Annotated in this window: 15 protein-coding genes and 2 pseudogenes; 3 read left to right on the top strand and 14 right to left on the bottom strand. The window is 61.7% G+C overall.

The features are described 5' to 3' along the window. Positions 1-217 precede the first annotated feature (217 nt). From ACTHLA_RS01235 to ACTHLA_RS01195, 9 genes are all read right to left on the bottom strand, one after another. Entirely contained in the window at positions 218-916 is a 699-nt protein-coding gene (locus ACTHLA_RS01235; protein ID WP_440184414.1) for an SDR family NAD(P)-dependent oxidoreductase, read from the bottom strand. A gap of 4 nt (positions 917-920) precedes the next feature. Continuing rightward, positions 921-1433: a TspO/MBR family protein gene (locus tag ACTHLA_RS01230; protein WP_440184411.1), complete on the bottom strand. Its 513-nt coding sequence runs from the start codon at positions 1431-1433 to the stop codon at positions 921-923. Between the two features lie 82 nt (positions 1434-1515). Then, a complete protein-coding gene (locus tag ACTHLA_RS01225; RefSeq protein WP_440184409.1) occupies positions 1516-2484 on the bottom strand; it encodes a Rieske 2Fe-2S domain-containing protein in 969 nt (322 codons plus the stop codon). 616 nt (positions 2485-3100) lie between these two features. Beyond that, positions 3101-3520 (bottom strand): BLUF domain-containing protein, encoded by a 420-nt coding sequence (locus ACTHLA_RS01220; protein ID WP_440184406.1) that lies wholly within the window; start codon positions 3518-3520, stop codon positions 3101-3103. A 5-nt stretch (positions 3521-3525) separates the two neighbouring features. Then, positions 3526-4227, bottom strand: a complete 702-nt coding sequence (gene folE, locus ACTHLA_RS01215; RefSeq protein ID WP_440184404.1) for a GTP cyclohydrolase I — start codon at positions 4225-4227, stop codon at positions 3526-3528. A gap of 256 nt (positions 4228-4483) precedes the next feature. Then, a complete protein-coding gene (htpG, locus tag ACTHLA_RS01210; protein ID WP_440184401.1) occupies positions 4484-6373 on the bottom strand; it encodes a molecular chaperone HtpG in 1890 nt (629 codons plus the stop codon). A 234-nt stretch (positions 6374-6607) separates the two neighbouring features. Then, positions 6608-8650: a phosphocholine-specific phospholipase C gene (locus tag ACTHLA_RS01205; RefSeq protein WP_440184398.1), complete on the bottom strand. Its 2043-nt coding sequence runs from the start codon at positions 8648-8650 to the stop codon at positions 6608-6610. Continuing rightward, positions 8647-9741 carry a glycerophosphodiester phosphodiesterase gene (locus ACTHLA_RS01200; RefSeq protein WP_440184395.1) on the bottom strand — a complete coding sequence of 365 codons (1095 nt, stop codon included), beginning with the start codon at positions 9739-9741 and terminating at the stop codon, positions 8647-8649. Before ACTHLA_RS01200 ends, ACTHLA_RS01205 begins: the two co-directional genes overlap by 4 nt. Positions 9742-9816: 75 nt before the next feature. Next, complete coding sequence (locus ACTHLA_RS01195) at positions 9817-12150, bottom strand: TonB-dependent receptor (protein ID WP_440184392.1); 2334 nt, start codon at positions 12148-12150, stop codon at positions 9817-9819. 130 nt (positions 12151-12280) lie between these two features. On the opposite strand from ACTHLA_RS01195, the gene ACTHLA_RS01190 reads away from it, so the two are divergent. After that, complete coding sequence (locus ACTHLA_RS01190; RefSeq protein WP_440184390.1) at positions 12281-12511, top strand: hypothetical protein; 231 nt, start codon at positions 12281-12283, stop codon at positions 12509-12511. Between the two features lie 305 nt (positions 12512-12816). Here ACTHLA_RS01190 and ACTHLA_RS01185 read toward each other — a convergent pair whose 3' ends face one another. The 3 genes and pseudogenes from ACTHLA_RS01185 to ACTHLA_RS01175 form a co-directional block, all read right to left on the bottom strand. Next, positions 12817-13833 (bottom strand): LacI family DNA-binding transcriptional regulator, encoded by a 1017-nt coding sequence (locus ACTHLA_RS01185; protein WP_440184387.1) that lies wholly within the window; start codon positions 13831-13833, stop codon positions 12817-12819. A gap of 91 nt (positions 13834-13924) precedes the next feature. Then, entirely contained in the window at positions 13925-15643 is a 1719-nt protein-coding gene (locus ACTHLA_RS01180) for a tannase/feruloyl esterase family alpha/beta hydrolase (RefSeq protein ID WP_440184384.1), read from the bottom strand. A gap of 144 nt (positions 15644-15787) precedes the next feature. Then, a pseudogene (locus ACTHLA_RS01175) lies at positions 15788-17620 on the bottom strand (carboxylesterase/lipase family protein). Between the two features lie 504 nt (positions 17621-18124). On the opposite strand from ACTHLA_RS01175, the gene ACTHLA_RS01170 reads away from it, so the two are divergent. Further along, positions 18125-20365 (top strand): beta-glucosidase, encoded by a 2241-nt coding sequence (locus ACTHLA_RS01170; protein ID WP_440184382.1) that lies wholly within the window; start codon positions 18125-18127, stop codon positions 20363-20365. Positions 20366-20404: 39 nt separating this feature from the next. Here ACTHLA_RS01170 and ACTHLA_RS01165 read toward each other — a convergent pair whose 3' ends face one another. After that, positions 20405-23026 carry a TIM-barrel domain-containing protein gene (locus ACTHLA_RS01165; protein WP_440184379.1) on the bottom strand — a complete coding sequence of 874 codons (2622 nt, stop codon included), beginning with the start codon at positions 23024-23026 and terminating at the stop codon, positions 20405-20407. 8 nt (positions 23027-23034) lie between these two features. Beyond that, positions 23035-25698 (bottom strand): glycoside hydrolase family 3 C-terminal domain-containing protein, encoded by a 2664-nt coding sequence (locus tag ACTHLA_RS01160; protein WP_440184377.1) that lies wholly within the window; start codon positions 25696-25698, stop codon positions 23035-23037. A 301-nt stretch (positions 25699-25999) separates the two neighbouring features. On the opposite strand from ACTHLA_RS01160, the pseudogene ACTHLA_RS01155 reads away from it, so the two are divergent. Beyond that, positions 26000-26204, top strand: a pseudogene (locus ACTHLA_RS01155) (hypothetical protein); the annotation flags it as partial.

Genomic DNA, 26204 nt, shown 5'->3' with positions numbered 1-26204 from the left:
ATGCTGGTTTAAATATCTCGTTTCGCCAGAACCGTGCCGGCGATGGAGAGTCTTTAAACGAGAGGCTTTTGCGATTCAGGCGCCGGGTTCGCCGCGGGTGGTTGCGCACACGATCGTCAGAGCGGCGCGCCCATTTGTGACGCACCATTGATATGAAGACGATGCCCGACCAGAGCCTCACGTCTCCGGGTTAGCGACCTGTTGGATAAAGCTAAATTCAGACCTTCATCTTAGGGCGGACAACGCCAAGCCCGCCATCGACGCCGAGCACCTGGCCCGTGATCCAGGCATTGTCCGGATCGAGCAGGAAGACGATGGCTCTGGCGGCGTCCTGCGGCGTTCCGACCCTGCCGAGCGGGTGCATGGATTCCGAGACGCGCCGCGCGGCGTCGCTGGCAAGCAGACCCTTCGTCAGCGGCGTCTCGACCAGGCCGGGCGCAATGGCGTTGATCCGCAGATTATTGGCCGCGTAGCTGGCGGCTGCAGACAGGACAAGCCCAATGATCCCGGCCTTGGCGGCGGCGATGGCTTCGTGGTTTGGCAGGCCAAGGCGCGCGGCCGCAGAGGAGACGAGGACCACGGAACCGCCCGAATTCATATGTCGTCCGGCGGCCCGGACGGTTGCGAAGGCCGTGGTGAGGGAGGCTGATATGACAGCGTCAAACTGCGCCTTGGACGTCTGGTGCGCTGACTTCAGAAGGAGGGAGCCAGCGCAGTTCACGACCCCGTCAAAGGGGCCATGGGTCTGGAACAGGGCGTCGACCGCGTCAAAATCGCTGGCGTCGAGTATGGCGTCAGGGGTGATGCGGTCTTCTGTCCGCGCCGTGACGAAGGTTTCGTGGCCAGCCTGGTTCAGAAGCGACTTCGTCGCCTGACCAATGGCGCTTGATCCGGCGATAATCAGGAAGCGGGCCATGTCGTCACCTGTTGAGCAGAAAAACGCCGAGATTCAGGGCGGACGCAAAGGCCACCCAGGCGAGATAAGGCGTCATAAGAAAGGCTGCGGCTCGATCCAGAGGGTAAAAAGCCGCTATGGTCGCGATAATGGCGATTAAAAGCACGCCGATGACCATCAGGCCTAGAAGTGGGGAATGCAGGCCAAAAAAGGCTATGGACCAAAGCGCGTTCAGCATGATCTGGACGATAAACACGCCAATGGCGATCGGTTTGCCCTTTAGGGGCGCAGCCAGGGTCAGGACGCGCCAGAAGGCGAGCGCCATAAGGAGATAGAGTAGCGTCCAGACCGGCCCGAACAACCAGTTCGGCGGCGTAAAGCCTGGTTTGGCGAGATGCGCATACCATGTCGGAATATTCGCAAAGGTCGCCAGACTTCCGATCGCGCTCGCAGAAAAGACCACGACCAGGGCCAGAAGCGCCATGCTGACCCTGTGTTCGCGCCTCGGCCTTGGGGCGCGGCTGTCGTCTGACGTCATCCTCTTTGTGCTCATAACTTAGGTTACGTCAAAATAACTTCGCCGGTTCACCTGAAGTTCCAAATCGCGCCCATTGGCGCGCTCAGTCGTCTAGGACAGCAGCGGCGCTCAGCGGCGCGCTTGATCCCTTGAGCCGATCAAACCAGATCTTCCTGAAGGCGAGGGTTGGTCGATCGGTGCGAACAGAGCGCTCCTCATGGGCCGGCGGCGCCTCGGACGGAAGCGATGACTCGACGATCGCCTTGTCTTCCAGGGCAATGCGCGTGTTCAGGCGACGAAAGACCGGGTCAAGAACAGGCAGGCGCGCGAAGCTGCGCAGGGTGTAGATGCTCAGACGTGTTTTGCCGGCGGCTTCTGGCGTACAGACCGCCATGAGCCTGAGGCATTTTCCGGGGGGATCGATGATCAACTCCATGATATTGGGAAAGCGGTAAATCAGCCCGGCCCCGCGCGGCTCACCATCTATCTGGCTATAGATACGCCCCCCATAGGACTCGGGCGTCCAGACCATGGTCATGTCTCGACCGAGCTGATGTTTCAGCGCCCGGCCGATTGTACGTTGATGCACAAACGGCAGGTGTGGCGTGTCCAGCATGTTTTCCATCACCCGCGTCCAGTGGACATTCCAGATCATGTGCTGGCCGGTCACGCGAAGATCGCGTCGTAGCAGGGTCTCGCCCGCCTCAGGATCCTGGCTGGGCGAGAAGCCGGTATAGAGCCAGACCAGTCCGCCAGCCTCGGCGGCGGGCAGGGCCAGCGCGCCTAGCTTGTCGCGCCGCGCATCTAAATTCCAGGGCACGTAACAGTTGCGGCCATCGCCGTGGAACCGCCAACCGTGGAACGGACATTCGATGACGCCGTCGCGCACCTTGCCCAGCGACAGGGCGACGCCGCGGTGCGGGCAGCGGTCGATCAGGGCCGACGCCTTGCCAGATTCGTCGCGGAACACCACGACCCGTTGTCCGGCGACGACAAAAGGGTAGGCCGCTCCGGCCCGGATATCCTGGCTCTGACACAGGGGCGTCCACAGGTTTGCGAAATCGTTGAACATAGAAACCAAACCTCCCGGCGCTCTGGGCGTTTTACGTCGTTGGCCGTCGCCTGGTTTTGCGGCGCGCGACGAACCGGGACGGCGGGACATGCGTATCATCGCATAAAAGGTGCGAACATGTATGTTGACTTTGACGCCGAGTGGCCGCCTCCGCCGCCCTGGAGACCAAAACCCAAAGCGGTCAGGCGACTTTCGAAGAGGCAGGAAGGCTGGATGATGTTCGCGATCATCCTTTTCCTTATTCTCTTTACGATCGCTCCTCTCGCAGGCGCCGGCCTTATCGGTCTCGTTGTCGCCCTGTCGCAGGCCGGGTGACGACAAAGGCGGCTCATGTGCTGGGGTTTACACGCGATCTTAGCTTGTCAGATCACGCGCCATCTGCTCGAAGCCTCGCTTCGCGGCCCGATCCTTCCTTTCGTGGCCATTGAACTGTACAATGGGCGCGGAGACGATGTCTCGGTCTGGCTGTAGCGTTTCTGGAAGCGCTGCGTTGATGATCCTGAGCAGGCGATAACGCCCAGGGCAAGGGCGTCATCTGTCATCGCGCCTTAAAGGCTTGCGCCAGAAGCTACGACGCTGAGACAGATCAGATTCGGCTTTGTCAGGCCGGATGGGCTCATGCGCCGATCGCGCCCGTCGCGACGAGCTCCATCAGCATCGCCATAATCGGCGCGCCGGAACCTGAAAACGGATCCAGTTTTGAATGAACCGAATATTTAAGGACGAGTCCCGGATTGAGCGCGGCGAGATTGACCTTGCCCATGGTCCATCCGTTGAAGGCGCGTTCGGAGACTTCCTCGTAAAGCAGTAAGGTGACGTCCTTGTGCCGCTCATCGGCCATGATGCGCGCAAGAAGCTTTGACACCTCTGTCCGTCCTCCCTCCAGAACCTGCACGAAGACGTCCGAGGTGAAGCAGAGGAGACCGGTGACGCCGGCGGCGATATTATTGCGCCGTGACTGGGTGAGGATGTCGCTCAGGAGGGCGTCATTGACATCTGAAATGACGCGGCTTGCGTAGAGGCATCGCACGAGCATGTCGCTTAGTCCTTCAGATTGACCAGGGCGAGAAACTCCCTGCGAAGATCAGCATTCTTTAAAAAGGCGCCGCGCATGACGCTGTTGACCATTTTGGAGCCATTATCGCGGACGCCGCGCCAATGCATGCAGAAATGGTCCGCCTCCATTACGATGGCGACGCCGTCAGGCTTGACGCGGTCGACGAGGTAGGCGGCCATCTGGGTGATCGCCTCTTCCTGAATTTGCGGACGGCTCATGATCCATTCCGCGATGCGTGCATATTTGGACAGACCGATCAGGTTGGAATGTTCATTCGGCATGACGCCGACCCAGATTCTCCCCATGATCGGGCACAGATGGTGGCTGCAGGCGCTGCGCACCGTGATCGGACCGACGATCATCAGTTCATTAAGATGCGAGATGTTCGGAAATTCGGTGACGTCGGGCGGCGGCTGGTATCGACCGGCGAAGACCTCGTTCAGGTACATTCTGGCGACACGTCTGGCGGAGTCTTGCGTGTTGTGGTCATGCGCCGTATCGATGACCAGGCTGTCAAAAACGCCTTTGAGCTTATCGGCGACTTCGTCTTCGAGAGATTTAAGCTCGCCGGGTTCGATGACGTCATGGATGTTGTCATTGGCGAAAAATCGCCGACCATGCGCGCGAAGTCTCTCTCGGATCTTATCTGAGGTGAGGGCGAACCCTTCTGATTTGTCGTCCGCCATCAGGCCCTCCATGTACCAGAGATTTACGCCATCGCCCCGGATCTGGATCAGTCGTCCAGAACGACCCTGAGCAGCGCTTTGGCTTTCCAGGACGGCGCGGGCCCCAGGTTCCTGCAAAGTCGGTCAGGTTTACAATCGCCTAAGGCTGGCATGATTTGAGTAGGCGACGGTCAATGTCGTCTGACAGGGCCGCCGCCTCTGAAGCAGGATGATGGGCGTGTGGCCGATCACGCCCTTAGATCGAAACGACTGACGGTTATGCCGGGGTCGCGCGCTCAAAGAGCCTTCCCAACCTTTCGACAAAGGCTCGCGGATCCACGGGTTTCTCGCCCTCAAGAACAAGCGCCTGGTCCAGGAGCAGCCAGGCGGCATCTGAGCGTTGGTCCGTCGCCTTCATGTCCGCAAGTCGCTTGATAAGACTGTGGGTGGGATTGATCTCAAGCACAGGCTTTGTCGTTGTCTTCAACCGACCCGATCCTTGCAGAAGCTTTTCCAGCTGCCGATCCGGCCCCTGATCGCTCGCGACAAGACAGACGGCGCTTTCCTTCAGCCGTGACGAGGATCGAACCGAAGCCACTTGCTCCTTCAGCGTCTCCGCCAGATAGTCGATGAAGGCCGCGACATCGCCTGAAAGCTCGGCCTTATCGCTTTGCGCCGCTTCTGCGTCTGAAAACTTGTCGAGGTCGGCTTGCCCTTGCGTGACGGACTTGAACGGCTTGCCCTCAAATTCAGGGGCGCTCGTTGGCCAGAAACTATCGACGTGGTCCGTCAACAAGAGGACTTCAATGCCCTTTGCCTTAAAGCCCTCCAGATGGGGCGACGCTTTGAGCTGCTCTAAATTCGTCCCGGCGATGTAGAAGATGTCAGTCTGCCCTTCCTTCATGTCCGCGACATAGTCAGATAGCGCGCGCCCTCCGTCCAGGGAGGCTGTCGAGACAAATCTCGACAGCTTAAGCAATTGGGTCCGGCGTTCGGAATCCTCGTAAATGCCTTCCTTGATGACGGCGCCGAACTGCTCCCATAGCTTGGCGAACGCGTCCGGATCCGTCTCTGGCAGTTTTTCGATCGCGGCGAGAATGCGGCCGCAAACGCCCTTTTTGATCGCGTTGAGGACGGGACTTTGCTGGATCATTTCACGTGAGATGTTCAGCGGCAGATCGGCTGTATCCACGATCCCGCGGACGAACCTAAGATAGCGCGGGAGAAGATCGGCGTCATCGGTAATGAAGACGCGGCGAGCATAGAGCTTCATGCGCCCGTGTCGCTCAGGATCAAAGAGGTCAAAGGGTTGGCGGCTCGGCACGAAGGCGAGCGCCGTGTAATCGTGCAGTCCTTCGGCGCGGAAATGGACATTGAGCAGCGGCTCATCGAACTGGCCTGAAACGCTCTGGTAGAAATCCTTGTATTCCGCCTCGGAGATGCCCGATTTGGGTCTGGACCAGAGCGCCCCGCCGTCCGTCACCTCGACCGGCTCTGCCTCAGGCGTCTCCTTTAGCGAGACCGGTACCGGCACATGCCCGGATTGCTCGCGGATGATGCGCTCTATCGTCCATTTTGACGTAAAGGTCTGGGCGTCCTCCATAAGGTGGAGGCGCACGCAGGTTCCTCTGGCGGGCGTGTCTGCTTCAGTCGCAGGTTCTACGGTGTAGCTGCCTTTGCCGTCTGAAGACCATGTCCAGGCTTCCGCCTGGCCTGCGGCGCGGGAGGTCACATCGACGCGATCGGCGACCATGAAGGCGGAATAAAAGCCAATCCCGAACTGGCCGATCAGTTCGGCCTTGCCGTCGCTTTTGGCGGATTCCAGTCGTTCAAGGAAGGCGCGCGTACCGGACGTGGCGATCGTGCCCAGGGCGTCGATCATTTCATCATTCGTCATAACGACGCCATTGTATTCGATGCACAGCCGCCGATTGGATTCGTCAAGGGTGATCAGGATCTGGCCCTTGGCGCCGGCCGGGGCAAGCTCAGGTCTGGATATCGCCTCATAGCGCAGCTTTTCACAGGCGTCGGCGGCGTTGGAGATGAGTTCGCGCAAGAAGACATCGCGGTCGGAATAGACCGAATGGACCATCATGTGGAGCAGTCGGCTGACATCGGCTGCAAAGGCGTGCTCTTCCTTGGCTTTTTCTGTTGTCATCGTTGTCATGTGACCTCCATCGAAAAAAACGATGAGATGGCTTTGGGCAAAATTTGTGTCAAGGCCGCCCGACGGTAATTCTTGCGTTCGGATGATGGATCAACGGCCCCGCTCAGAGCTTCAGGGATCCTCCAGACGCCGTTTGCGGCGCGACGCCAGGGCGCTGTCGTTGATTATCGGCCCTCTACGTTTTTGTTTCGTCGTTCTTTCTTATCCAGGAAGAGCCTTTTTTTGGGGAAAACGCTAGGTCAGGGAGGGCTGATCCAGGCGCGCGGCGCCATGGGCGGCGGGATCGGAGAGCGAGGGCGCGCCGGTCTCTACATGGCCGGCCAGACGCACAAGGCTGGCGCCGCAGCGCACGATCAGGTCGTACCAGTTATGGCTGGCGCAGAGGTCGAACGGCAGGACGCGCGATTCGTTCGGCCCCAGGTCAAGCGTCTGTAGCGGCGCGCCATAGGCGCCGTCTTCTACACTGACCGTAGCGCTTGCTGCGCTCAGATTGTCGAGGCGCAGGCCGTCCTCGGACAGGTCGGCGCTGATCATGGCCGGGCCGACCAGGTGGCGGTGAAAGCCGTTCGGCCCCAGAATCCACAGGTCCGGCGCGTCGCCTGCGATCTCGGCGTCGAGGCTTTGGCCCGCCGCGACCGTATAGCGGCGCGGGGCGGTTTTCAGGTCGTTGCGGTCGTAAAGATGAAAGACGGCGGCGCGCTCGCGGCTGGCATTATGGAAGCTGAGTCCGATTCCACCTGCGCGCGGCAAAAGGCTGAGGCCCAGGCGATAGGGCGTGGCGCGGCGTGGGCGCAGACCTTCTTCCTGCACAGGTGCGACGGCGGGCCGGGGCAGGGGCGGTACGGAGCGACCGAACAGCTTATCGGCGCGGCGGCTGGCGTCCGCGGTCGCGGGCAGGGCCGGAAAGGAGCCGTCCGGGTCGGCGAAGTTGAAGCAAGACGTCAGGTCGCCGCACACCGCGCGCCGCCAGCCGGAGATATTGGGCTCATGCACGCCGAAGCGCGCCTCGATGAAGCGGATCACGCTGGTGTGGTCGAAGGTCTCCGAGGCGACGAAGCCGCCCTTGCTCCACGGTGAGACGACATAGAGCGGCACGCGCGGTCCGAGCCCGAAGGCGCGGCCATAATGGTCGTCCGTCTTGCCGTGGACATAATATTCACCCGTCGTATCGACCTGGGAATCGCCGCGCGTCACGCCGCCTTCCTGCGAAGGCGGGGCGGGGGGCGGAACGTGGTCGAACAGACCGTCATTTTCATCGAAATTGATCAGAAAGACTGTTTTCGCCCAGACCTCAGGATTAGCGGTCAGAGCGTCCAGTACGCGCGCTGTGTAGTCCGCGCCCTGCGCCGGGCTGGAGGGCATCGGATGCTCGGAATAAACGTCCGGGGCCACGACCCACGACACCTGCGGCAGCTTGTCCGCCAGAACGTCGGCCTTGAGCAGATTGAGGTCGCGCGTACGGATCGCGCGGCGGGCGATCTCGGTCAATGGACCATCCGTCGCCTTGTCGGCCTCGCGATAAAGTCTGAACCCGACCAATGGATTGTCGTCGTAATTGTCGCCCATCTTTTGATAGACCTGCCAGGTGACGCCCGCCGCCTGCAAACGCTCAGGATATGTGGTCCAGGTATAGCCGCCGTGACCGTGCTCGTCCGAACTGAGCTTGTCATAGGCGTTGTAGACGACCGGTCCATGTCCGAGGGCCTGAGGGTCGTTCGCGCCGCTGAAGATGAACAGGCGATTGGGATCAGTCCCGGCGTGCAGGGCGCAGTGATAGGCGTCGCATAAGGTGAAGGCTTCGGCCAAGGCGTACTGGAACGGAATGTCCGTCCGCGTGAAATAACCCATGGAGTGATTGTATTTCGCCCTCGGCCAGGCGTCGAGCCGCCCGTCATTCCAGGCGTCCTGCGCGTCCGACCAGGTGTGCGGCGTGCCTTCCAGACGCATATATTTGAAATTGGCCTGGGTATCGACGTGGAAGGGCAGGAGCGTCGCGTCCGAGAACTTGTCCGGCTGGGTCCAGACCGTTTTGCTCTTGCGGTTGGGCGCGTCAGGCAGCGGGATCGGGAAGCGGTCGCCAAAGCCGCGCACCCCGTTTAGTGAGCCGAAATAGTGATCGAAGCTGCGATTTTCCTGGGTCAGGATGACGATGTGTTCGACATCCATCAGCGTGCCGGTCTTCACACGCGCCGGAATCTCCAGCGCGCGGGCGATAGCGGGGTGCAGGGCGAAGGCGGCGGCCAGGCCTTTGAACAGGCTGCGGCGATCAACGGTCATAGGGCGGCTCCTTTGGCGGCGAGGAAGGCGTCGCGCGCCTTGACGCCTGTGTCGGCGAAATCAGTGAACAGGCCATCGACGCCCATGCCGAACAGGTCGAGATATTCGGCGATCGTGTCGCCTTGGTAATAGGCGGGCAGGCGGTCGTCGCGCATGGTCCAGCTATGCACCTTGAGGCCTGCGGCGTGGGCGTTGGCGATAATGTCGGGCCGCCGCACTGGGGATTGCCCGGCGAAGCTGAGCAGCCACGCCTTCCACGGCGCCAGCACGTCGGCATAGGTCGCGACCTCGCGCACGCCGTCCGGCGTCAACAGGTCGGCATAGGTTCCGGTGCGGCCCGCCAGCGTCCAGTCATAGGGTTTGTCATCGGGCGGGTTCAGGATCATGCCGCCAGTGCGCGGATCCGTGTCCGAGCCGCTGATCAGTTGCATCAGGCGCACATCTGTCTTGCGGCGCAGGCTTTTCAGATTGGCCTGCTCAAAGGACTGGATGATAACGGGCGATGCGCGCCGCGTCAGCCCTGCGCGCTGGAGCGTGTCGAGCAGCCTGTCCTCGATCGGCAGGCCAAGGCTTGCGTGAAAGCTTGAATGCTTGATCTCGGGGTAGACGCCGATCATGCGACCGCTGGTTTTGGAGGCGGCCTGCGCCAGGTCGATCACCTGTTGCAGGGTGACGATCTCATAAAGACCGTCATGGCTGTGGTCGCGGTCGGCGAAGGCCTGGCGCGCGCGTAAGGTCTTGATCTCGGCCAGGGTGAAGTCGCAGACGAAGAAGTCGTCGGTCGGTATGCCGTCGAGCAGACGCGTGCGCTTGCGGTCGGCGAATTCTGGCCGCGAGACGACATCTGTCGTGGCGGACATGTAGGCGTCGTGGCGCACGACCAGGTGGCCATCCTTGGTCGCAACCACATCGGGCTCGATGAAATCGGCGCCGTAGCGAATGGCCAGCTCATAGCCGGGCAGGGTGTGCTCGGGCAGATGGCCAGGCGCGCCCCTGTGGCCGATGATCAGCGGAGGCTGCGAAGGGGCGGCGGCGTGCGCGGCGAACGGCATGGCGAGGCCTGATGTGAGGAAGACGCGGCGGCTGAGCATGGCGTAAATCTGAAAAGAAGGGAAGGCTGGCCGCAGAACACGCGGCCAGCCTCAAGTTTACTGGGACGGTGAAAGTCAGAAGCTCTTGCGCACGGTCAAGAAGACCCGCCGCGGCGCGCCGACCATGACGGTCTGCGCGGTGTTATTCGGATCGCTGTTGACGAAGCCGGCTTCGCCGATCGTGCCGATATAGTTGGCGTCGAGCAGGTTGGTGACGTTGAGCTGCAGATCAATCTTGGCCTGGCTGAAGTGATAGCCAGCGCTCAGATCGGCCACGGTCGAGGCCTTAACCCTGCCGCCGACATTGGTGTAGGTGTAGTAGCGCGGGCCGAGATAATTGGCCGACAAGGTCGCGAACAGGCCGCCATTGTCATAGGACAGCTCGGTCTTGACCATGTTTTTCGGCGAGTTGACGACGGTCTTGTTCTTAGTGTTGGCCAGAACCGCGCCGGTCGCGTCGACCACGTCATCCTTATATTTGGAGTCGTTGTAGCTGTAGGCGGCGTAAAGCTTCCATTCCGGCGTTATGCGGTATGTGGCCGCCAGTTCCAGGCCGTTGGTCTGGACCGAGCCGACGTTCGACAGCACCGGGGTGTTGCCGAGAATAGCCGGACCCTGCTGAATGGCCAGGATGCGGTTCTTGAAATCGACATGGTACAGGGCCGCGACGCCTTGCAGGCGATCCATGCGGAAGCGCCAGCCGCCTTCGATCGTCTTGGAGCTTTCCGGCTTCAGGTGGTCCTTGATGTAGTCCACGACGTTCTGTGACTGGGCTGCGAACGGACCGGCGGTGGCGGCGGAGACGTAGGCGTCCATGTTTTCGGAATAGGAGGCGAACAGTTCGTTGCCGCGGTTCAGCGTATAGACCGCGCCGACCTGAGGCAGGAACTTGTCGCGCGATGACAGGCGCGCTTCCATCGGATTGCCGACAAGGGTGTGGACGCGGTTGATGACCTCCAGCGACTTGAAGCCGTAGTTCAGCTTGAAGGCGGGGGTCAGCGACCAGACGTCCTGCACGTAGAGATTGGTCGTCTTGGTGTTAAAGGCGTATTCCCACTGGGTGTAGAAGGGATCCGACTGGAAACCGAGCGAGTCGCGGTGGGTGGCGGCGAGGCTCTCGCCGTAGAAACGGCGCGCCTGATTGAAATTATTGTCTTCGTACCAGCCGCCGGCGGAGACCTGATGCGCGCCCAGGTCGAATTTCAAGCCGAAGGTCATGCCCGTGCGATTGATCTTGTACTCGGTTGTGCGGATCGAGATGTAGGCGTCATCCGTGCTGGCCGGATTATAAAGCGCCGGGGCGAAGGCCGCCATATCGGCATTGCCTGGCGAGGGCAGATAGGGCGTGGTCCACAAGCCCTGGCCCTTATTGTCGTGGTGATAGATCTCGCCCGTGAAGGTGACGACGTCGCCCAGATGCTGTTCGGTTGAGATGGCCGACAGCGTATCGTTGCGCACGCCGGCGCCGTAATAATAGGCGTCGTCCACGGTCTCGATCGGCGCCGGATATACGGGCGCGACGCTCGTTCCGCTCATGGCCGAGGCGATCACCGAGGTCTGATAGGCCTTGGCGACCTGGTTGGCCAGCGCCCAGTCGGGCTGGAAGTTGTCGAACTTGCGCCCCAGACGGTCGATCATGCTGAGCGACAGATCCTGATAGTCCTGCTCGCGGCGTTCGGAGTGATTGACGAAGGCCGTAATCTCGCCGGTATCGCCGGTCGGCAGCACCCACTTGGTGTCGGCCTGTTTGGCGCGCTGCTCGCCATAGCCCTTCCACTTGTCGGTCTTCTGATCGACCAGCGAGACATAACCGCGCAGGCCGCCGAGCGCGTCGATGGCGCCGGTTTCAAAGCGGCCATAAAGGCGATGCATGCTGTCCTGACCCAGCGTGCCGGACAGTTCTGCGCCCATCTTATGCGACGGATCGCGCGAGGTGAAGACCAGCGTGCCGCCGAGGTTCGAGGACGAGGCCGTTTCGAGCGCGCCGGCGCCCTGCGCCAGTTCGGTGCGCGCGACGTCTTCGTTAATGATGGCGCGAGAAATATGCAGGCCGTTATAGTTGCCGTAGGACATATCGCCCAGGGTGACGCCGTCCAGCGTAAAGCCCATCTGGTTCTGGCTGAAGCCGCGAATGGTCATATAGGCCGACCATTCGTAGGCGCCGAACGGATCGGCGGACTGAAAGTTCACGCCTGGCAGCTTGTTGACCACTTTCAACGGGCTGGTGCCGGGCGCGCTCAGGGTGATGTCCTGCGCCTTGACGGTTTCAGTCTGGCGGCTCTGGCCGTGGCCATAGACCACGACTTCCGTCGTATCCGTGGCGGCGGCGGGACTGGCGGCCTGAGCATAAGCGCCGCTGGCGGCGAGAAGCGCGGCGGCGGCAACGGTATGGATAAGCGTGAATTTCATGTCACATTCCTCTGAGGCCGGAAGCGGCCCCCTGGAGGTGCGCTCATACCGAAGCTTCATGACGGATCAGAGATGAAACGCTGACGGTTGCATGTCAGAAGCGCTACAGAAATGCGAAAGCTATTAGTATTTGAAAAACAATGACTTTCCCAAAATAATATTGTTGCTGCGACGCAACATCGCGGTGCGAAAGCAAGCAGAGACGCCGCGCAGTGTTGAGCGCCGGGAGCGGCGGGCGTCTTCGGACTCGCGCGGCTCGGTCGGCGCCGCGCACGGGCCGGACATTAAGCCTTATCGCAAGGTGGTCTACGGCGGCCTGCTTAGCGAAAAAGGCCGCAAAGGCTTAGCCATAGACGGCTAGTTCAGCGCTGAACCGGGCGGCGATGGTGTTAAATAGCCAGAGACTATTTTCCCATAATGTTTATTAGGCGAAAAAACATTGTAGCCGCCATTTAGTAATGTCGCACCTCTCAACCCAAATCCCTCAAGGCCCAACTCACGGCTTGAGGACGCCCGATGCCTTCAGAATGTCCATCACCTTGTGCGTGCTCGCCACGCGATCATCAAGATTGGCCGAGCCGTACCCATGCGCATAAAGGATCTTGCCATAATCAGGGGTTTTGATGGGGTTAAAGTGGATGAGTGATATTGGGTCAGACAACGCGCCTATAGTGGCGGCGCTGTCGAAGCGCGTACAATCAGGCTATAGTCAAGCTTTCGCGCGGTCTTGACCTTCTCCGCCCTGTCGCCGCCCAGCTGGCTGACCAGCATATCGCAGGCCGCTTCTCCAATGTCGGCGATCGGCTGGTGAATGGTGGTCAGGGGCGGCCAGACGCTTTCCGTTCCGGGGCTGTCATCGAAGCCGACCAAAGACACGTCGGCGGGAATGTTCAGGCCATGTTTGCTGGCCGCGGCCATCACCCCCATCGCCAGAAAATCCGTCCCCGCAAAAATGGCCGTCGGCCTGTCAGGTCGCGTCACCAGATCCTCGCCTGCGGCAAAGGCGGTCGCGCTAGTCGTGTGCTGAACCTGAGCCTGAGCATAGGGCGGCGCCAGTCCTTTTTCGCGAAAGAACTGCACATAGCCGGAATACCGGTCCGCGCTCGCCGCCGTGTCGGCAAAGCCCAGATAAGCGATCTGTCGATGTCCCAGTCCCCAAAGATGCTGGACCACATCATAGGAAGCCTGCACGTCATCCATGAACACATAGGGCGCGCGCTCCAGGGCTACGGTCGGTGATATGCGCACATAGGGTATATCCGCCTGTTCGAGAAGGCCGAGAATGTCGGGATCGTCACACACAGGCGGCGCCACCACCATACCGTCATAACCGGAGGTGCGCAGCCTGCGAACAAAGCCTTCCCGATCCGAGGCTATATCCTCGGTCGTCTCGATCATGGTGTGATAGCCGTGACGCCGGCACGACGCCATCACCCCCATCTGCAAACCGCTGAAATAATAGTGGCTTACCAGATTGCGGATCAGCATACCGACCATGTAGCTGCGCGAACTGGGCAGAGAACGCGCCGCCGCGTTCGGCTTGAAATTATGCGCCTTGATGACGGCGTTGACGCGCGCGCGCGTCGTTTCGCCAACCCCCGTTTCATGGTTGAGCACCCGCGATACGGTCTTGATGGAAACCTCAGCCTCACGGGCGATATCGACAATGGTGATCTTGCGCACGGCCTGAGGACGCCTTTATTCAAGTGCCTCCAGTCTTGAAGTCATTCCATTTGTTTGTAAACGCTTTTTCGTAGCCGTCGCGCCTTAAAGCTCAGGCTCGACAGGCAAAGCTGGCGGCTTTTTCAGGGTCGCCGCCCTGATAACGCGCGACCTTGGGCCACGGGCACAGGGGACGGGTGCGCCCCGGCCAGGGCGTGGCGGGTCCCGCAGTGGCGATGATCTCGTCCGGCTTAATGCCATGCTCGACCCAGGCGGTCAGAGCCGAAAAGGCGTCATACTGATCCGTGGCGACGCCGCCGCTGCAATGTCCCATATCGGGTACGGGAAAGACGCGGACGAAGTCCGCCGCCCTGCCGCCATTGCGTTGATCGACCTCGTCGTACCAGGCCACGGTATCTTCCAGTGAGAACACCGGGTCGGACGCGCCCTGCGGTACAATCAGCTTACCGCCCCGCGCCTTGAAGGCGGACAGGTTCGCAGAATGGGCGCTGATGTCGCTCCAGGCCGAGGTTCTGAACGCGCCGCCCGTCGTATAGATCAGAGCGGCGTCACGGTCGAAATCGAAACTCCACAAATAACGGCCGAGCGTCATCGGATCGGCCGGCATCGCCGTTGGCGGCGTCGTGAAAATGCCCGCCAGCGCGCCTCCGCCAAGGATCACATTCAGGGGCGGAACCTGACCATTGGACGAACCGATTTTCCAGATACGCCAATCCTCGGCCGATACGCCGGCTGACCACGGCCAGGCTGCGTAAAGAGACCGTCCGGCGCTGGTTTTGGGTCCGTTATGTGAAAGGATCAGCGCCTTGACCTGGGCTGCGCTCAGGCAGCCTTCTGCCTTTTCACCCGTACAGATTTTAGCGCGCAATTGCGGTTCGACCTTGGCCGTGGTGCAGGCGGCGGTGTCCGCCACCATACCATCTTCCAGGCCGTCATCCTTGTCGCAGGCCTCAAGGACCGCCTTGCGCACCAGCGCCATGTCGCCGGAACTGAAGGCCTTGTAGAGATTCATGGCGTTAAAGGCCTGCCCCGGCGGCGTAACGAGGCGTCCGAAGACCTGCGTGTCCCAGGCTTCGGCCAAGGCGGCGCGCGGCAGCGCAAAACCAGGCGCAGCGGCAATAATGCCGTCGAACATGTCCGGATAATATTGGGCAAAAGCCATGCCCTCCTGCCCGCCTTTCGAGCAGCCGACAAAATAGGCGTAACGTGGCTTCAGGCCATAATAGCGCACGATCAGACGTCTGGCCGCCTCAGCCGACGCCTTCAGCGACGCGCGTCCATAGTTCAGACGGCCCTCCGGATCGAAGCCGAAGGCGGAAGCGCCATTGTGATCCGGGCGTGTATTGCGGGCATTGTCATGGCCGGAATCCTGGCTTTCGACGGCGTAGCCCTGAGCGAGCGCGGAGGTATCGCCCATCCGTCCGATCGCGTCGCCAAGATCGCCATCCGTCCCACCACCGCCCTGAAAATAGAAGCGCTTGTTCCAGTGCTCAGGCAGGCGCAGGTGAAAGCGGATCGCATAGGCCTGTCCGTCAACGCCGGTGCGTTCAGCCAGGACACCGGTAATGTCGCAATGGGCAGGCAGCGACGGCGACGGCGCGCCCATCGCACCTGGCGTTTCGGCCTTTTCGCCCGTCTTGCGCCAGACCGCCTCGGCAATACGCATGCCCGCAGGCGCGTCCTGCCTCAGCGCCTCGCACAAGGTCTGAGCCCGCGATATTTCGGCATGAGCCGCCAAAGGCAGGCCGAAAGACGCGACCAAAGACGTCGCCAGCCCGGCGATTGCAAATTTCAGATACCCTTTGGACATGACGAACCCCCTGCATTTTAGTTTTGATTATGGTCTGTATTCAGATCCTCATTCAGACCGTCTTTATGCGGGCTGTACAGGGCAAAGTCTATGCTTGCGCTTGCATCGGGCGGCGATGCAGGGATCGCCGCCCGTATCAGGCCCTTACTTCCTGACCGGAAGCGCGGCCAAATCCGTATTGATCTTGCCCAGCACATCGTCGCTCAGGGTCGGCACATAGGCCTGTAGCGCGGGCAAGGTCATGGAGCGCGCCATGCCGATCTGCGGGCTGTTGATCAGGTCGGGGAGATATTTTTCCAGAACAGCTTTCGCCGCCGGATCGTCCAGCATATCGCCGATGGGGGTCAGCCGGCTGCTGTAGTGTCCATCGGGGGTGCGGGTAGCCGGTGGCGGGGGTGGCGGCAGGGTGCTGGCTGCGGCCGTCACATCCATGCGCGCCTTCACCGGATCGGTCATGCCAACGGGCGCGCCTTCGGCGGTGAAGTTCATCAACTGGTCCTTCGTCGGATCATAGCGCGGCCATACCGGCAGGCCCGCGCCGTTCGGATTGCCCGTCTTGGCGAAGTTGGCCCAGTAGCTGTTGGTCTCATCCGCGATCTTTGCGTCGGTTGCGGACAACTGATCGCCTTACTTGGACTTGACCGTGTCCATCACATACGGGATTTCCGTCGCATGCGGCGCACCGGTTTTCCACTGATCCTGCATCGAGGTCGCAACATAGGAGAAGCGATACAGATAGGTCGGCAAGCCCTGTTTGGCCAGGGTCGCCGCCACGAAGCGACTGGGCTCCGCCATGGCCTTATCCATGCCGATCTCTGCATTGACCTCTTGCAGCGATTTCGTGCCGTCCGGATCGTATGCCTTGCGCGCCTGATCCGCATAGGGGCCGAACGCCGCGAAGGCAGCCTCCTTGGTCGGCGCGAAACCGAAGCCAATATCAGCCGTATTGGAGCCGATCATGACCGGCACTTTGGCCTCGCCACCGGCCTCATAGACAGATTGCGGGCTCTTGACGACAATCTTGCCGTCCACCATCGGACCGCCATAGGTCTGTTGCGCCTGCGCCATGGTCATCATGCCAAGGCCGTCATTGACCGCTTCGGCCGGCAGGGCGCGCAACTTGGCCAGGGCTTCAGGCCCCGTGCCTTCGATGCCGTTCTTCTTCGCGAAATTGACGCCCAGCGTCTCGGACGAAGGCAGGTTCGGCTTATCGGCGCTCAATGTGCGGTCGCCCATCAGATTAGACCGGCCGCCGCCGGATTCCACGATGGCGCCGCGGAACAGGCCCTTTGATTCCGGTGAGGTCAGAAGCACATTGACCGAGCCGCCGCCCGCCGATTCCCCGAAGATCGTCACCTTGGCCGGGTCGCCCCCGAATGCCGCGATATTGCGCTGGACCCATTTCAACGCCGCGATCTGGTCCATATAGCCGTAATTGCCAAGCAGGCCGTTATCCTTGTTTTCCTTCGTCAGTTCCGGGAACCCAAAGAAACCGAAACGACCAAGGCGATAGTTGAAGCTGACCATAATCACGCCCTTGCGGGCAAAGGCCGAGCCGTCATAAACGGGTGGCGACGAGCCGCCATTGACGAAGCCCCCGCCGTAAAGCCACACGATCACCGGCAGCTTGTCTCCCGGCTTGCTGCCGTCGGGACGCCAGACATTCAGCACCAGACAGTCTTCCGCCGGGGTCGTTCCCAGGGGCGCGGCGTCACCGCCGAAGGGCGTCTGCATGCAGTCATGCCCGAACTGTGTACTGTCGCGCACGCCTTGCCACGGGATCACCGGCTGCGGCGCGCGCCAGCGCAGGTCGCCGAGCGGTGGCGCAGCGAACGGAATGCCCTTGAACGATTCAACGCCATTCGAGGTCGATCCCGACACGGCGCCGCTGTCGATTTTCACAGGTGTTCCGGCGTAAGCGGCGCCTGAAACGGCCAGCAAGAGCGCCGTAACAGCGCATGACTGAGACAACTTCATATGATCCTCCCTGTGGCGTTTGCCGCCTTAGTTGCCGGGCGCGCAACCTCGTTTATATTTTAAGCCCTTATCTCCAAGACGAACGCCATCAGGCGCGCCTACGGATTTTCAGAAGACTTAGCGATTAAGATAACGTTGTCAATCGCGAACTCCATACTATTCGCCTTCCATTACGTGCCAACCCTATCCTGTCGTCTTTCATACTGAATTCAGAGGCTGCTCAACGTCAAAAGGACGCTGATCCATAGAGCTTTTTTGGCTTTTAAGCTTTTTCGCAGCGGCTGGAGCGGCGCGCCGACGCTTGACACCTTAAAAATTTGATGAATATTAAGACAACGTTGTCTATTATGACATATCGCACGGGCCTCTCCCGCCCAAATGGCTCACAGGGGACATTACGATCAGAGCTGACAGCCTGCAAAAGCAGGTCGCCCAGTCCAGAGCCATCTCTCTATCGACGACAGTGACGTACAAACAAAAAAGCATAAACTTACAGGGACTCTCATGAAACGCTCACGTAAATTTGCCGCCGGTCTGAGCCTGGCGGCTTCGACCCTTGCCCTGGCTCTGGCGGTCGCCACACCGGCCCCGGCGCAGACCGCCTCCGCGCAGCCGTGGATGAACCCCACGCTGTCGCCTGATCAGAGGGCGGCCCTGCTCGTCAAGGACATGACGCCCGATGAAAAGCTCAGCCTCGTGCACGGCGTCATGGCCCTGCCCTTCTTTTTTGGCGGCAAGCTGCCCGAAGGCGCGATCGGTTCGGCAGGCTATATTCCGGGCATTGCACGTCTGGGCATTCCGCATCAGCAGGAAAGCGACGCGTCCCTTGGCGTGACCAATCCCTTGATGATCCGTCCGGGCGATTACGCCACGGCCCTGCCATCCAGTCTGCTTCTGGCCGCCACCTTCAACACGAAAATCGCCTATGACGGCGGCGCCGTCGTCGGTCAGGAAGCCTGGGCCAAGGGGATCAATGTGCAGCTGGCTGGCGGGGTCGATCTGGCGCGCGATCCGCGCAACGGGCGCAATTTCGAATATGCAGGCGAGGATCCGTGGCTGGCGGGCAATATTGTCGGCGAGTCGATCCGCGGCATTCAGGATCAGCACGTCATTTCGACAGTCAAGCACTACGCCATCAATGATCAGGAGACCGGCCGCAACTACGTCAACAGCGTCATCGATGAGCAGGCCATGCGCGAATCTGACCTCTTGGCCTTTGAAATCGCTATTGAGAAGGGCCAGCCCGGTTCGGTGATGTGTTCCTACAATCTAGTGAATGGCGCCTATGCCTGCGGCAACAGCCATCTGCTGAACGATGTGCTCAAACGCGACTGGGGCTATAAGGGTTACGTCATGTCCGACTGGGGTGCGGTCAAGGCGACCGATTTCGCGGTCAAGGGCCTTGATCAGCAGTCGGGCGAACAACTCGACAAAGAGGTCTGGTTCGGCGCGCCGCTCAAAGAGGCCATCGACAAGGGCGAAATTCCCGCCGCGCGCCTGACCGATATGGCGCAGCGCATCCTGCGTTCGATGTTCGCCGCCGGTCTGTTCGACCATCCGCAGCCCGCGCCGGTGTTCGGCGACAAGGGCTATGACGCCGCCGCCCATGCCGAGGTCGCCAAGGCCGAAGCAGAGGAAGGCATTGTTCTTCTGAAAAATGAGGGCGGAATTCTGCCGCTGGCCAAATCGGCGAAGACCATTCTCGTTGTCGGCGGTCATGCCGATGCCGGTGTGATCTCCGGCGGTGGCTCCTCTCAGGTCGTCGCCGATCCCAATCAGGTCGCCATTGCTCAGGGCGGCGACGGCATGATGGCCGCCTTCAGCAAGATCAACTACCATCCCTCCTCGCCGCTCAAGGCGCTGCGGGCCGCCCTGCCGCAGACTCAAATCAGCTTCGATGTCGGCAACTATCCCGAAGAGGTGGCGCGCAAGGCGAAAAACGCCGATCTGGTCATCATCTTCGCCACGCAGTGGATGGGCGAAGGCGCCGACGCGCCCAATCTAAACCTTCCGGATGGACAAAACGCGCTTATCCAGGCCGCGGCCGAGGCCAATCCGCATACCGTCGTGGTGCTGGAAACCGGCGGCGCGGTCAATATGCCCTGGCTCGACAAGGTCCCCGCCGTCGTCGAAGCCTGGTATTCGGGTCAGAAGGGCGGCGAGGCGATTTCGGACATTCTGACCGGCGCCAGCAATCCGTCGGGTCATTTGCCGGTCACTTTTCCGGCCTCGCTCGATCAGTATCCGCGCAGCGGCCCCCTGCCCGGCATTGACCTGCCCGATGGCCAGCAGTTCGACGTCTCTTATGACGAAGGCGCGGATGTCGGCTATAAGCGCTTTATCAAACTGGGCATGAAACCACTCTATCCGTTCGGCTACGGTCTCAGCTACACCTCCTTCAGCTACAGCGACCTTAAGGTCTCCGGCGGCGACACGCTCACGGTTAGCTTCACGGTCACCAATACCGGCGATGTAGCGGGCAAGGCCGCGCCGCAGGTCTATCTGAACCGGACGCCGAATGAGGCCCTGAAACGCCTGATCGGCTTCAGCAAGGTCGCCCTTAAGCCCGGTGAAAGCCAGACGGTGACCTTAAGCGCCGATCCGCGTCTCTTGGCGCATTTCGACGCCAAGGCGAACACATGGTCGGTGGCGGGCGGCGCCTACGCCGTCGCCGTGGCGCAGGATGCTGAAGACCCAGGCGTCAGCGGCTCAGCAAGCGTCCGGGCGCGCCAGATCAAACCCTGACTCAGGCGCCAAGCCTTGCAAAGGGGCAAAGGCGGGTTTTCAGGGGCGCGCCTTCAGGGGCGCGCCGCGATAGAGCAGGGTTTGACCTGACGATGCGGACAGCGGCGTATCCCCCTCTCCCATCAGCCGCAGCCTCAAGCGTCTGTCCGCGCCCTTGAAGCCGCCTTTTCGACCACCGATGCTGAGGCTCGCCGTTGTCTCGTCCCAGCGCAGGGGGATCACGCCACCCGCGCCCTTTTCGTAAGCATAGCTGAGGCCATCGTCCTCATAGAGGTCAAACTGGCCGTCTCCGCCCGGAAAGACGCACAGATCCAGTTCACGCCCCAGCGCGCCCGCCGTCGATTGCACAACCGGACCCAGGGGCAGAACGCTGCCGGCGCGGACGTGCAGCGGTATGCGCTCTAGCGGCGCCTCAACCTCATGCCAGGCGCCGCCTTCGCGGTGCGCGCCGGTCCAGAAGTCGCGCCAGCCGCCCTGGCTTTGCGGCAAATAGACCCGCCAGGTCGCAACGCCCGGCGCCAGCACCGGCGCAACGTGCAGGGCCGGTCCGTACATGTAGGCGTGCGTCTGCTCCAGCGCCTGCGGATCGTCAGCGAAGTCGATGACCAGAGGCCGGATCAGCGGCAGGCCCTGGCGCGTCATCTGCGCCGCCAGACTGTAGGTGTAGGGTAAAAGACGGTAGCGCAGCTCCAGATACTGACGCGCAAGGGTCTCGACCTGATCGCCGTAACGCCAGAACTCGGTGTCGGTCTGATAGCCGTGGACGCGCTGCAACGGCAGGAAGGTCGCGTACTGGAGCCAGCGCACGAGGCGTTCGTGATAGGCGGGATCATTATACTGCCCGTCGCCCGGTCGAAAGAAGCCGCCCGCATCGACCGTCCAGTACGGGTAGCCCGCCGCGGCCATATTCAAACCCGCTGGAATTTGCCGCTTCAGTGTCTCCCAGTCATTGCCGATATCGCCCGACCAGGTGGCCGCGCCATAGCGCTGCTCGCCCGGAAAGGCCGAACGGGTCAGGATCATCACCCGCTTGTCTGGATGCGCGGCGCGTTGCGATTGATAAACCGTGCGCGACACCTGCACCGGATAGGTCAGCCGAACGCGCTCGCCCGGCCCGGCAAAGGTGCGCCGTCCGGCCAGATCGTCATTCTCCGGTTCGGTCGCGTCCTGCCACCAGGCGTCCACGCCCAGGGCGGCCAACCGCCGGTTCTGACAGTCCGCGTAGAAGGCGGCGGCGGACGGGTTGAAAAAATCGACCCATTCGGTGTCGCGAATGTAAAACCCTTTCGCAGCGAAAAGCTTGCCAAGGTCGGTTTCACGCCCGATCTTCGACCATACCGACAGCATGAAGCGCATATCCATGCCGTGTAGCTGGGTTATCATGCCCGCCGGGTCAGGATATGTGGCCTCGTCAAAGCGCATGGCGTTCCAGCCATACTTGCCCCAGTACTGCCAGTCCTGCACCATGACATCGACCGGCAGGCGGCGCTGGCGGAATTCGCGCGCAATGCTCAGAATTTCGTCTGACGAATGGAAGCGTTCGCGGCAATGGATATAGCCGAAGGCCCAGACCGGCGGCAGAGGCGTCTCGCCGATGAGGTCGCGATAGCCGCGCAGACAGTCTTTCGGATCGGGTCCGGCGATCACCACATAGTCGATGGCGTCGGCGACCGGTGACCGCCACAGGGTCTGGTCGGCGCAGGGTCCGCACCAAAGCTCTGGCGCATCGGCGGCGTCGGCCTCGATGCGCACCGTGTGCGCGCCCGCCGACAGATGCTTTATAAAACTGGTCGTGGGCGGCAACCACAGATTGGCGTGATCGACCACGACCTGACCGTCGATCTCGATATGATAACGCGACGCCATCTTGCGCCCGCAGTCATAGAGAAAGGCGATATCGCCCGACGCCGCCAGCTCCAGTCCGCCCTCGAACACCGCGCTGCGGCGCTCGACGCGAGCGTTGCCGGTGGTCGTCGTGACGTCCGCCATGTGCGCGTCGCCAATCGCCCGCTTTTGCAGCTCAAGCCTTTGCTTTGGCGGATTGAATTCGCTTAGACCGGTATTGTGCCACAACAGGGCGTAGCCTTTGCTGGATAAAAGCACCGGCTGACTGATCTGGGTATTCACCTGGGTCAGGCGGCGCGGCAGGCCGCGCAAGTTCAGATGGCCGTCCTGAAAACAGCCGGTTCCGAACAGACGCTCATCGGCAGGGCTTACAAAGGCCTGCTCGACCGTCAGGGCGGCCTGCCCCTGCACAGTGGTGGGGCTCAGTCGCCGCGTTCCTCCGGTCTCGCGCAACAGAAGGCCGCCCTTCGCATCGTAAAAGCTCAACACGCCCGCATCCGCGTCCCAGTCACAGCGCAGGTGCGGCAAATGCAGCGACATACCCCCCGCAAGGATCGCGCGCCGGGTTTTTGGCGGCGAGACGCGCGGCGCCAGGATCGCGCTTGACGGCGCGCGGCCCTCACGTCTTGGCGTGACCCGCACCCGCACGGCGCGATCGCTTAAGGCTGTGACCTGAACCCAGCCGTCCGCCGTCTGAGCGATAAGGTCGGCCTCGCGCGCCGCGCCCTCAGCGGCCGCGCCCGTCAACGCCATGCTGAGGCTCGCCGCCGCGCCCGCCATCAAAGCGTCGCGACGGCTGACGCCCCACCGTGTCATAACCGGCCTCAGTCCTTGATCCCGACCTGCTGGCTGATCTTCAGCGGCGCGCTGTCTTGGGCCGCATCCGTGTCCGGCTGGCCGGAGCCGACGCTGATCGTATAGTCGCCCGGCGTCAGCTGCCGCACGCCGTCACGCGTTACAAAGCTTAAATCGCGCGGCGACAGGGTGAAGGTGACCGTGCGATGTTCGCCCGGCTTCAGCGAGACGCGGGTGAAGCCGCGCAGGGCCGTTTTTGGCGCGCCGTCAAAGGCGGGCGGCGTCAGGTAGAGTTCGGCGACGTCCTGACCTTCACGCGCGCCGGTATTGCTGACATCGGCGGTGACCGTGACGCCATTTTCGACCGCGCCGTCCACCGGCTCAACCTTGACCGCGCTATAGGAGAAGCTCGTATAGCTCAGGCCGTAGCCGAACGGATAGACCGGCGCGCCAGTGAAGTAGCGATAGGTGCGGCCCTTCATGCTGTAATCGTCAAACGAAGGCAGGTCCTTGACGCTTTCATAGAAGGTCAGAGGCAGACGTCCGCCCGGATCCTCGGCGCCCGCCAGCACCCTGCCGACCGCCAGACCGCCGGATTCGCCCGGATACCAGGCCTCGACAATGGCCGAAGCATTGGCCTTGGCCCAGGCCAGGTTGATGGCGCTGCCGTTCATGGTCACGACCACCAAAGGCTTGCCCAGGGCCTTCGCCTTTTGCAGCAGATCGATCTGATCGGCCGGCAGGTCCAGCGAGGTGCGGTCGCCGCCGTCAAAGCCCGGCGCGTGCAGGCCGCTTTCCTCGCCTTCCAGATCGGAGGTCAGGCCGACCACGGCCACCACGACGTCGGCCTTATCGGCGGCGGCCTTCATGTCCTCATCGGGGTGATCCGAGATGCGCTGCCAGACGATACCGGCGCCGAACGACTTGCCGCTTTCCATTTCGAACTTCAGCGGATAGCGCTGGCCCTTTTTCAAATGCACCTCAACCAGCTTGACCGGCGCGCCCCAGTGCGAATACTCGCTCATCTCGATGGCGGGCTTGCCATCGACCTGCATGGACCCGACCACGCCCGATACGCCGATGCGATAATCGCCGGTCTCAGGCGCGACCAGGGCGCCGGTCCAGACGATCTTGTTGCGCTCGCTGACGCCCTTGAGCTGATCGACGCTGGAACCCAGACCGCTTTCGACATGAACGGCGGCAGGCTTGGCGTTATAGCCCGTCGCCTTGCCGTCCGCGCCCGTACCGGAAGCATTGTAATAGGTCGCCAGCAGGCCGGGCTTGCCGTCCGGAGTCACGAAGGCCGAGGCCGGAATCGGATTGCCGTCCGTGATCGACGGCGCGGACGGGACATAGCTGATGTTTGCCGTCGACATGGCCTGACGCAGACCCGCCAGCACCGAAATCGGCGGCGCGCTGGCCGGGGAGGAATAGTTGCCCCGCAGTACGCGTGTGGAATCGGCCAGTGGCCCGATCACGGCGATCTTCGTCGTGGCCTTCAAAGGCAGGGTCCCGTCATTCTTGAGCAGGACCAGGCTTTCGATGGCGGCCTTCAGCGCCAGGGCCTGATGTTCGGGCGTGTTGATGGCGCTGACCGGCACCGGCGCATCGGTGCGGATGCCCGGCAGGTCGCCATTGCGGAAGCGCGCCGAGAACAGACGCACCAGCGCCTTGTCGATATCGTTCATGCCCAGAAGGCCGCGTTCATAGGCCTCCTTGTAGCGCTTGCCGAGGCCCGGCGTGTCGGACAGGGTCTGGGTGTTGCACTCATTGTCCACGCCCGCCTTGAAGGCCGCCGCGACAGCCGCCGCCGGATCAGGCGCGTATTTGTGGTTGATCGAAATGTCGGTAACCGCGTCGCAGTCTGACACCACATAGCCCTTGAAGCCCCAGTCGCCGCGCAGGTGGTCTTTCAAAAGCAGGTCGCTGGCGCAGGCGGGCTGGCCCCAGACGCTGTTATAGGCGCACATGATCGAATTGGCCTTGGCCTCGACAATGGCGGCGCGGAAGGCGGGCAGATAGGTGTCCTCGATATCGTGCGCCGAGGCGAAGATGTCGGCGACGTGGCGCGTCGGCTCAGGCCCGGAATGGACGGCGAAGTGCTTGGGTGTGGCCACCACATAGGGCAGGTCTGGGTTCGGCCCCTGCATCCCCTCGATAAAGGCGACGCCCAGACGCGCAGTCAGATAGGGGTCTTCGCCATAGGTTTCCTGACCGCGGCCCCAGCGCGGATCGCGGAAGATGTTGATATTGGGCGACCAGGTGTCCAGCCCCGTGCCGATATGGCCAAGCTTGCCCGTCTGGCGGCCCAGCGTATGCAGGGCGCGCACTTCTGTGCTGATCACCCCCGCCACATCCTTGATCATCGGCGCATCGAAGCTGGCGGCCAGGCCGATCGGTTCCGGGAAGTTGGTCGTCGGCACGGACCCGAGCGCGCCGTGCAGGGACTCGGTCCACCAGTTATAGGCCGGAATGTTCAGGCGCGGGATCGCGGGCGCAACATTGACGAGCTGGCCGATCTTCTCATCCAGCGTCATCTGCGCGACCAGCGCTTCGGCCTTGGCGTTGGCTGCGTCACGCACGGAATCGGCCTTAGTTGCGTCTTGCGCGGCGGCCTGGGCCGAGGCGTGCGCCGCCGGGGTGAAGATAAGACAGGCCGCAAGGGCCAGCGTCGATGCGCCGCGTTTCAGCATAATGAGAGTCCCTGTAGGTCTTATTGATTTTGCACGCTATTTGATAGCGCTACCAAACGGTAATATAAAAGTCGGACAAGTGGAAGCAGATTTTATCGGTAAACCCAGGAATCGAAAGCGCCGACAATTCCTGTTTCTAATCAGGATCGTAAATCAGCGCTAACGACAGACGCGGACCGAATTCGCAAATTTCACTTGCAGGTGAGGCCCGCCGGCTGTTTAGTCTGACAATAAGGCGGACCAAGCCACGGCTTTAAAAATAACGGATGGCCTTCGCAGCCGTCGCAACAGGGAGACATTCATGAAAACGCAAGTCCTCATCGGCGGCCTAGTGACAGCCGCGCTGGCCCTGATCGCGCCCGCGGTTCAGGCCCAGGTCCAGACCGTCGTGCCGCCCGTGGTTCAGGGCGCCAGGCCCGTGATCGTGCAGAATATCGTCGTCCACTCCAAGGCGCTGGAGGGCAATCTCGAAGGCGAATCGCCCGACCGCAAGGTCATCGTCTATC

Source organism: Asticcacaulis sp., from assembly GCF_051956075.1.
In the GTDB taxonomy this organism is placed as follows: Bacteria; Pseudomonadota; Alphaproteobacteria; order Caulobacterales; family Caulobacteraceae; genus Asticcacaulis.
Note: the sequence above shows the minus strand (reverse complement) of the source record. Positions and strands in the feature narration are given on the sequence as shown.

Excerpts from the sequence above, each read along its gene's own strand:
- ACTHLA_RS01235 (WP_440184414.1), bottom strand. The coding sequence starts at position 916 with ATGGCCCGCTTCCTGATTATCGCCGGATCAAGCGCCATTGGTCAGGCG.
- ACTHLA_RS01165 (WP_440184379.1), bottom strand. The coding sequence starts at position 23,026 with ATGACACGGTGGGGCGTCAGCCGTCGCGACGCTTTGATGGCGGGCGCG.
- ACTHLA_RS01200 (WP_440184395.1), bottom strand. The coding sequence starts at position 9,741 with ATGCTCAGCCGCCGCGTCTTCCTCACATCAGGCCTCGCCATGCCGTTC.
- ACTHLA_RS01195 (WP_440184392.1), bottom strand. The coding sequence starts at position 12,150 with ATGAAATTCACGCTTATCCATACCGTTGCCGCCGCCGCGCTTCTCGCC.
- ACTHLA_RS01230 (WP_440184411.1), bottom strand. The coding sequence starts at position 1,433 with ATGACGTCAGACGACAGCCGCGCCCCAAGGCCGAGGCGCGAACACAGG.
- ACTHLA_RS01205 (WP_440184398.1), bottom strand. The coding sequence starts at position 8,650 with ATGACCGTTGATCGCCGCAGCCTGTTCAAAGGCCTGGCCGCCGCCTTC.
- ACTHLA_RS01220 (WP_440184406.1), bottom strand. The coding sequence starts at position 3,520 with ATGCTCGTGCGATGCCTCTACGCAAGCCGCGTCATTTCAGATGTCAAT.
- ACTHLA_RS01160 (WP_440184377.1), bottom strand. The coding sequence starts at position 25,698 with ATGCTGAAACGCGGCGCATCGACGCTGGCCCTTGCGGCCTGTCTTATC.
- htpG (WP_440184401.1), bottom strand. The coding sequence starts at position 6,373 with ATGACAACGATGACAACAGAAAAAGCCAAGGAAGAGCACGCCTTTGCA.
- folE (WP_440184404.1), bottom strand. The coding sequence starts at position 4,227 with ATGGCGGACGACAAATCAGAAGGGTTCGCCCTCACCTCAGATAAGATC.
- ACTHLA_RS01225 (WP_440184409.1), bottom strand. The coding sequence starts at position 2,484 with ATGTTCAACGATTTCGCAAACCTGTGGACGCCCCTGTGTCAGAGCCAG.
- ACTHLA_RS01170 (WP_440184382.1), top strand. The coding sequence starts at position 18,125 with ATGAAACGCTCACGTAAATTTGCCGCCGGTCTGAGCCTGGCGGCTTCG.
- ACTHLA_RS01180 (WP_440184384.1), bottom strand. The coding sequence starts at position 15,643 with ATGTCCAAAGGGTATCTGAAATTTGCAATCGCCGGGCTGGCGACGTCT.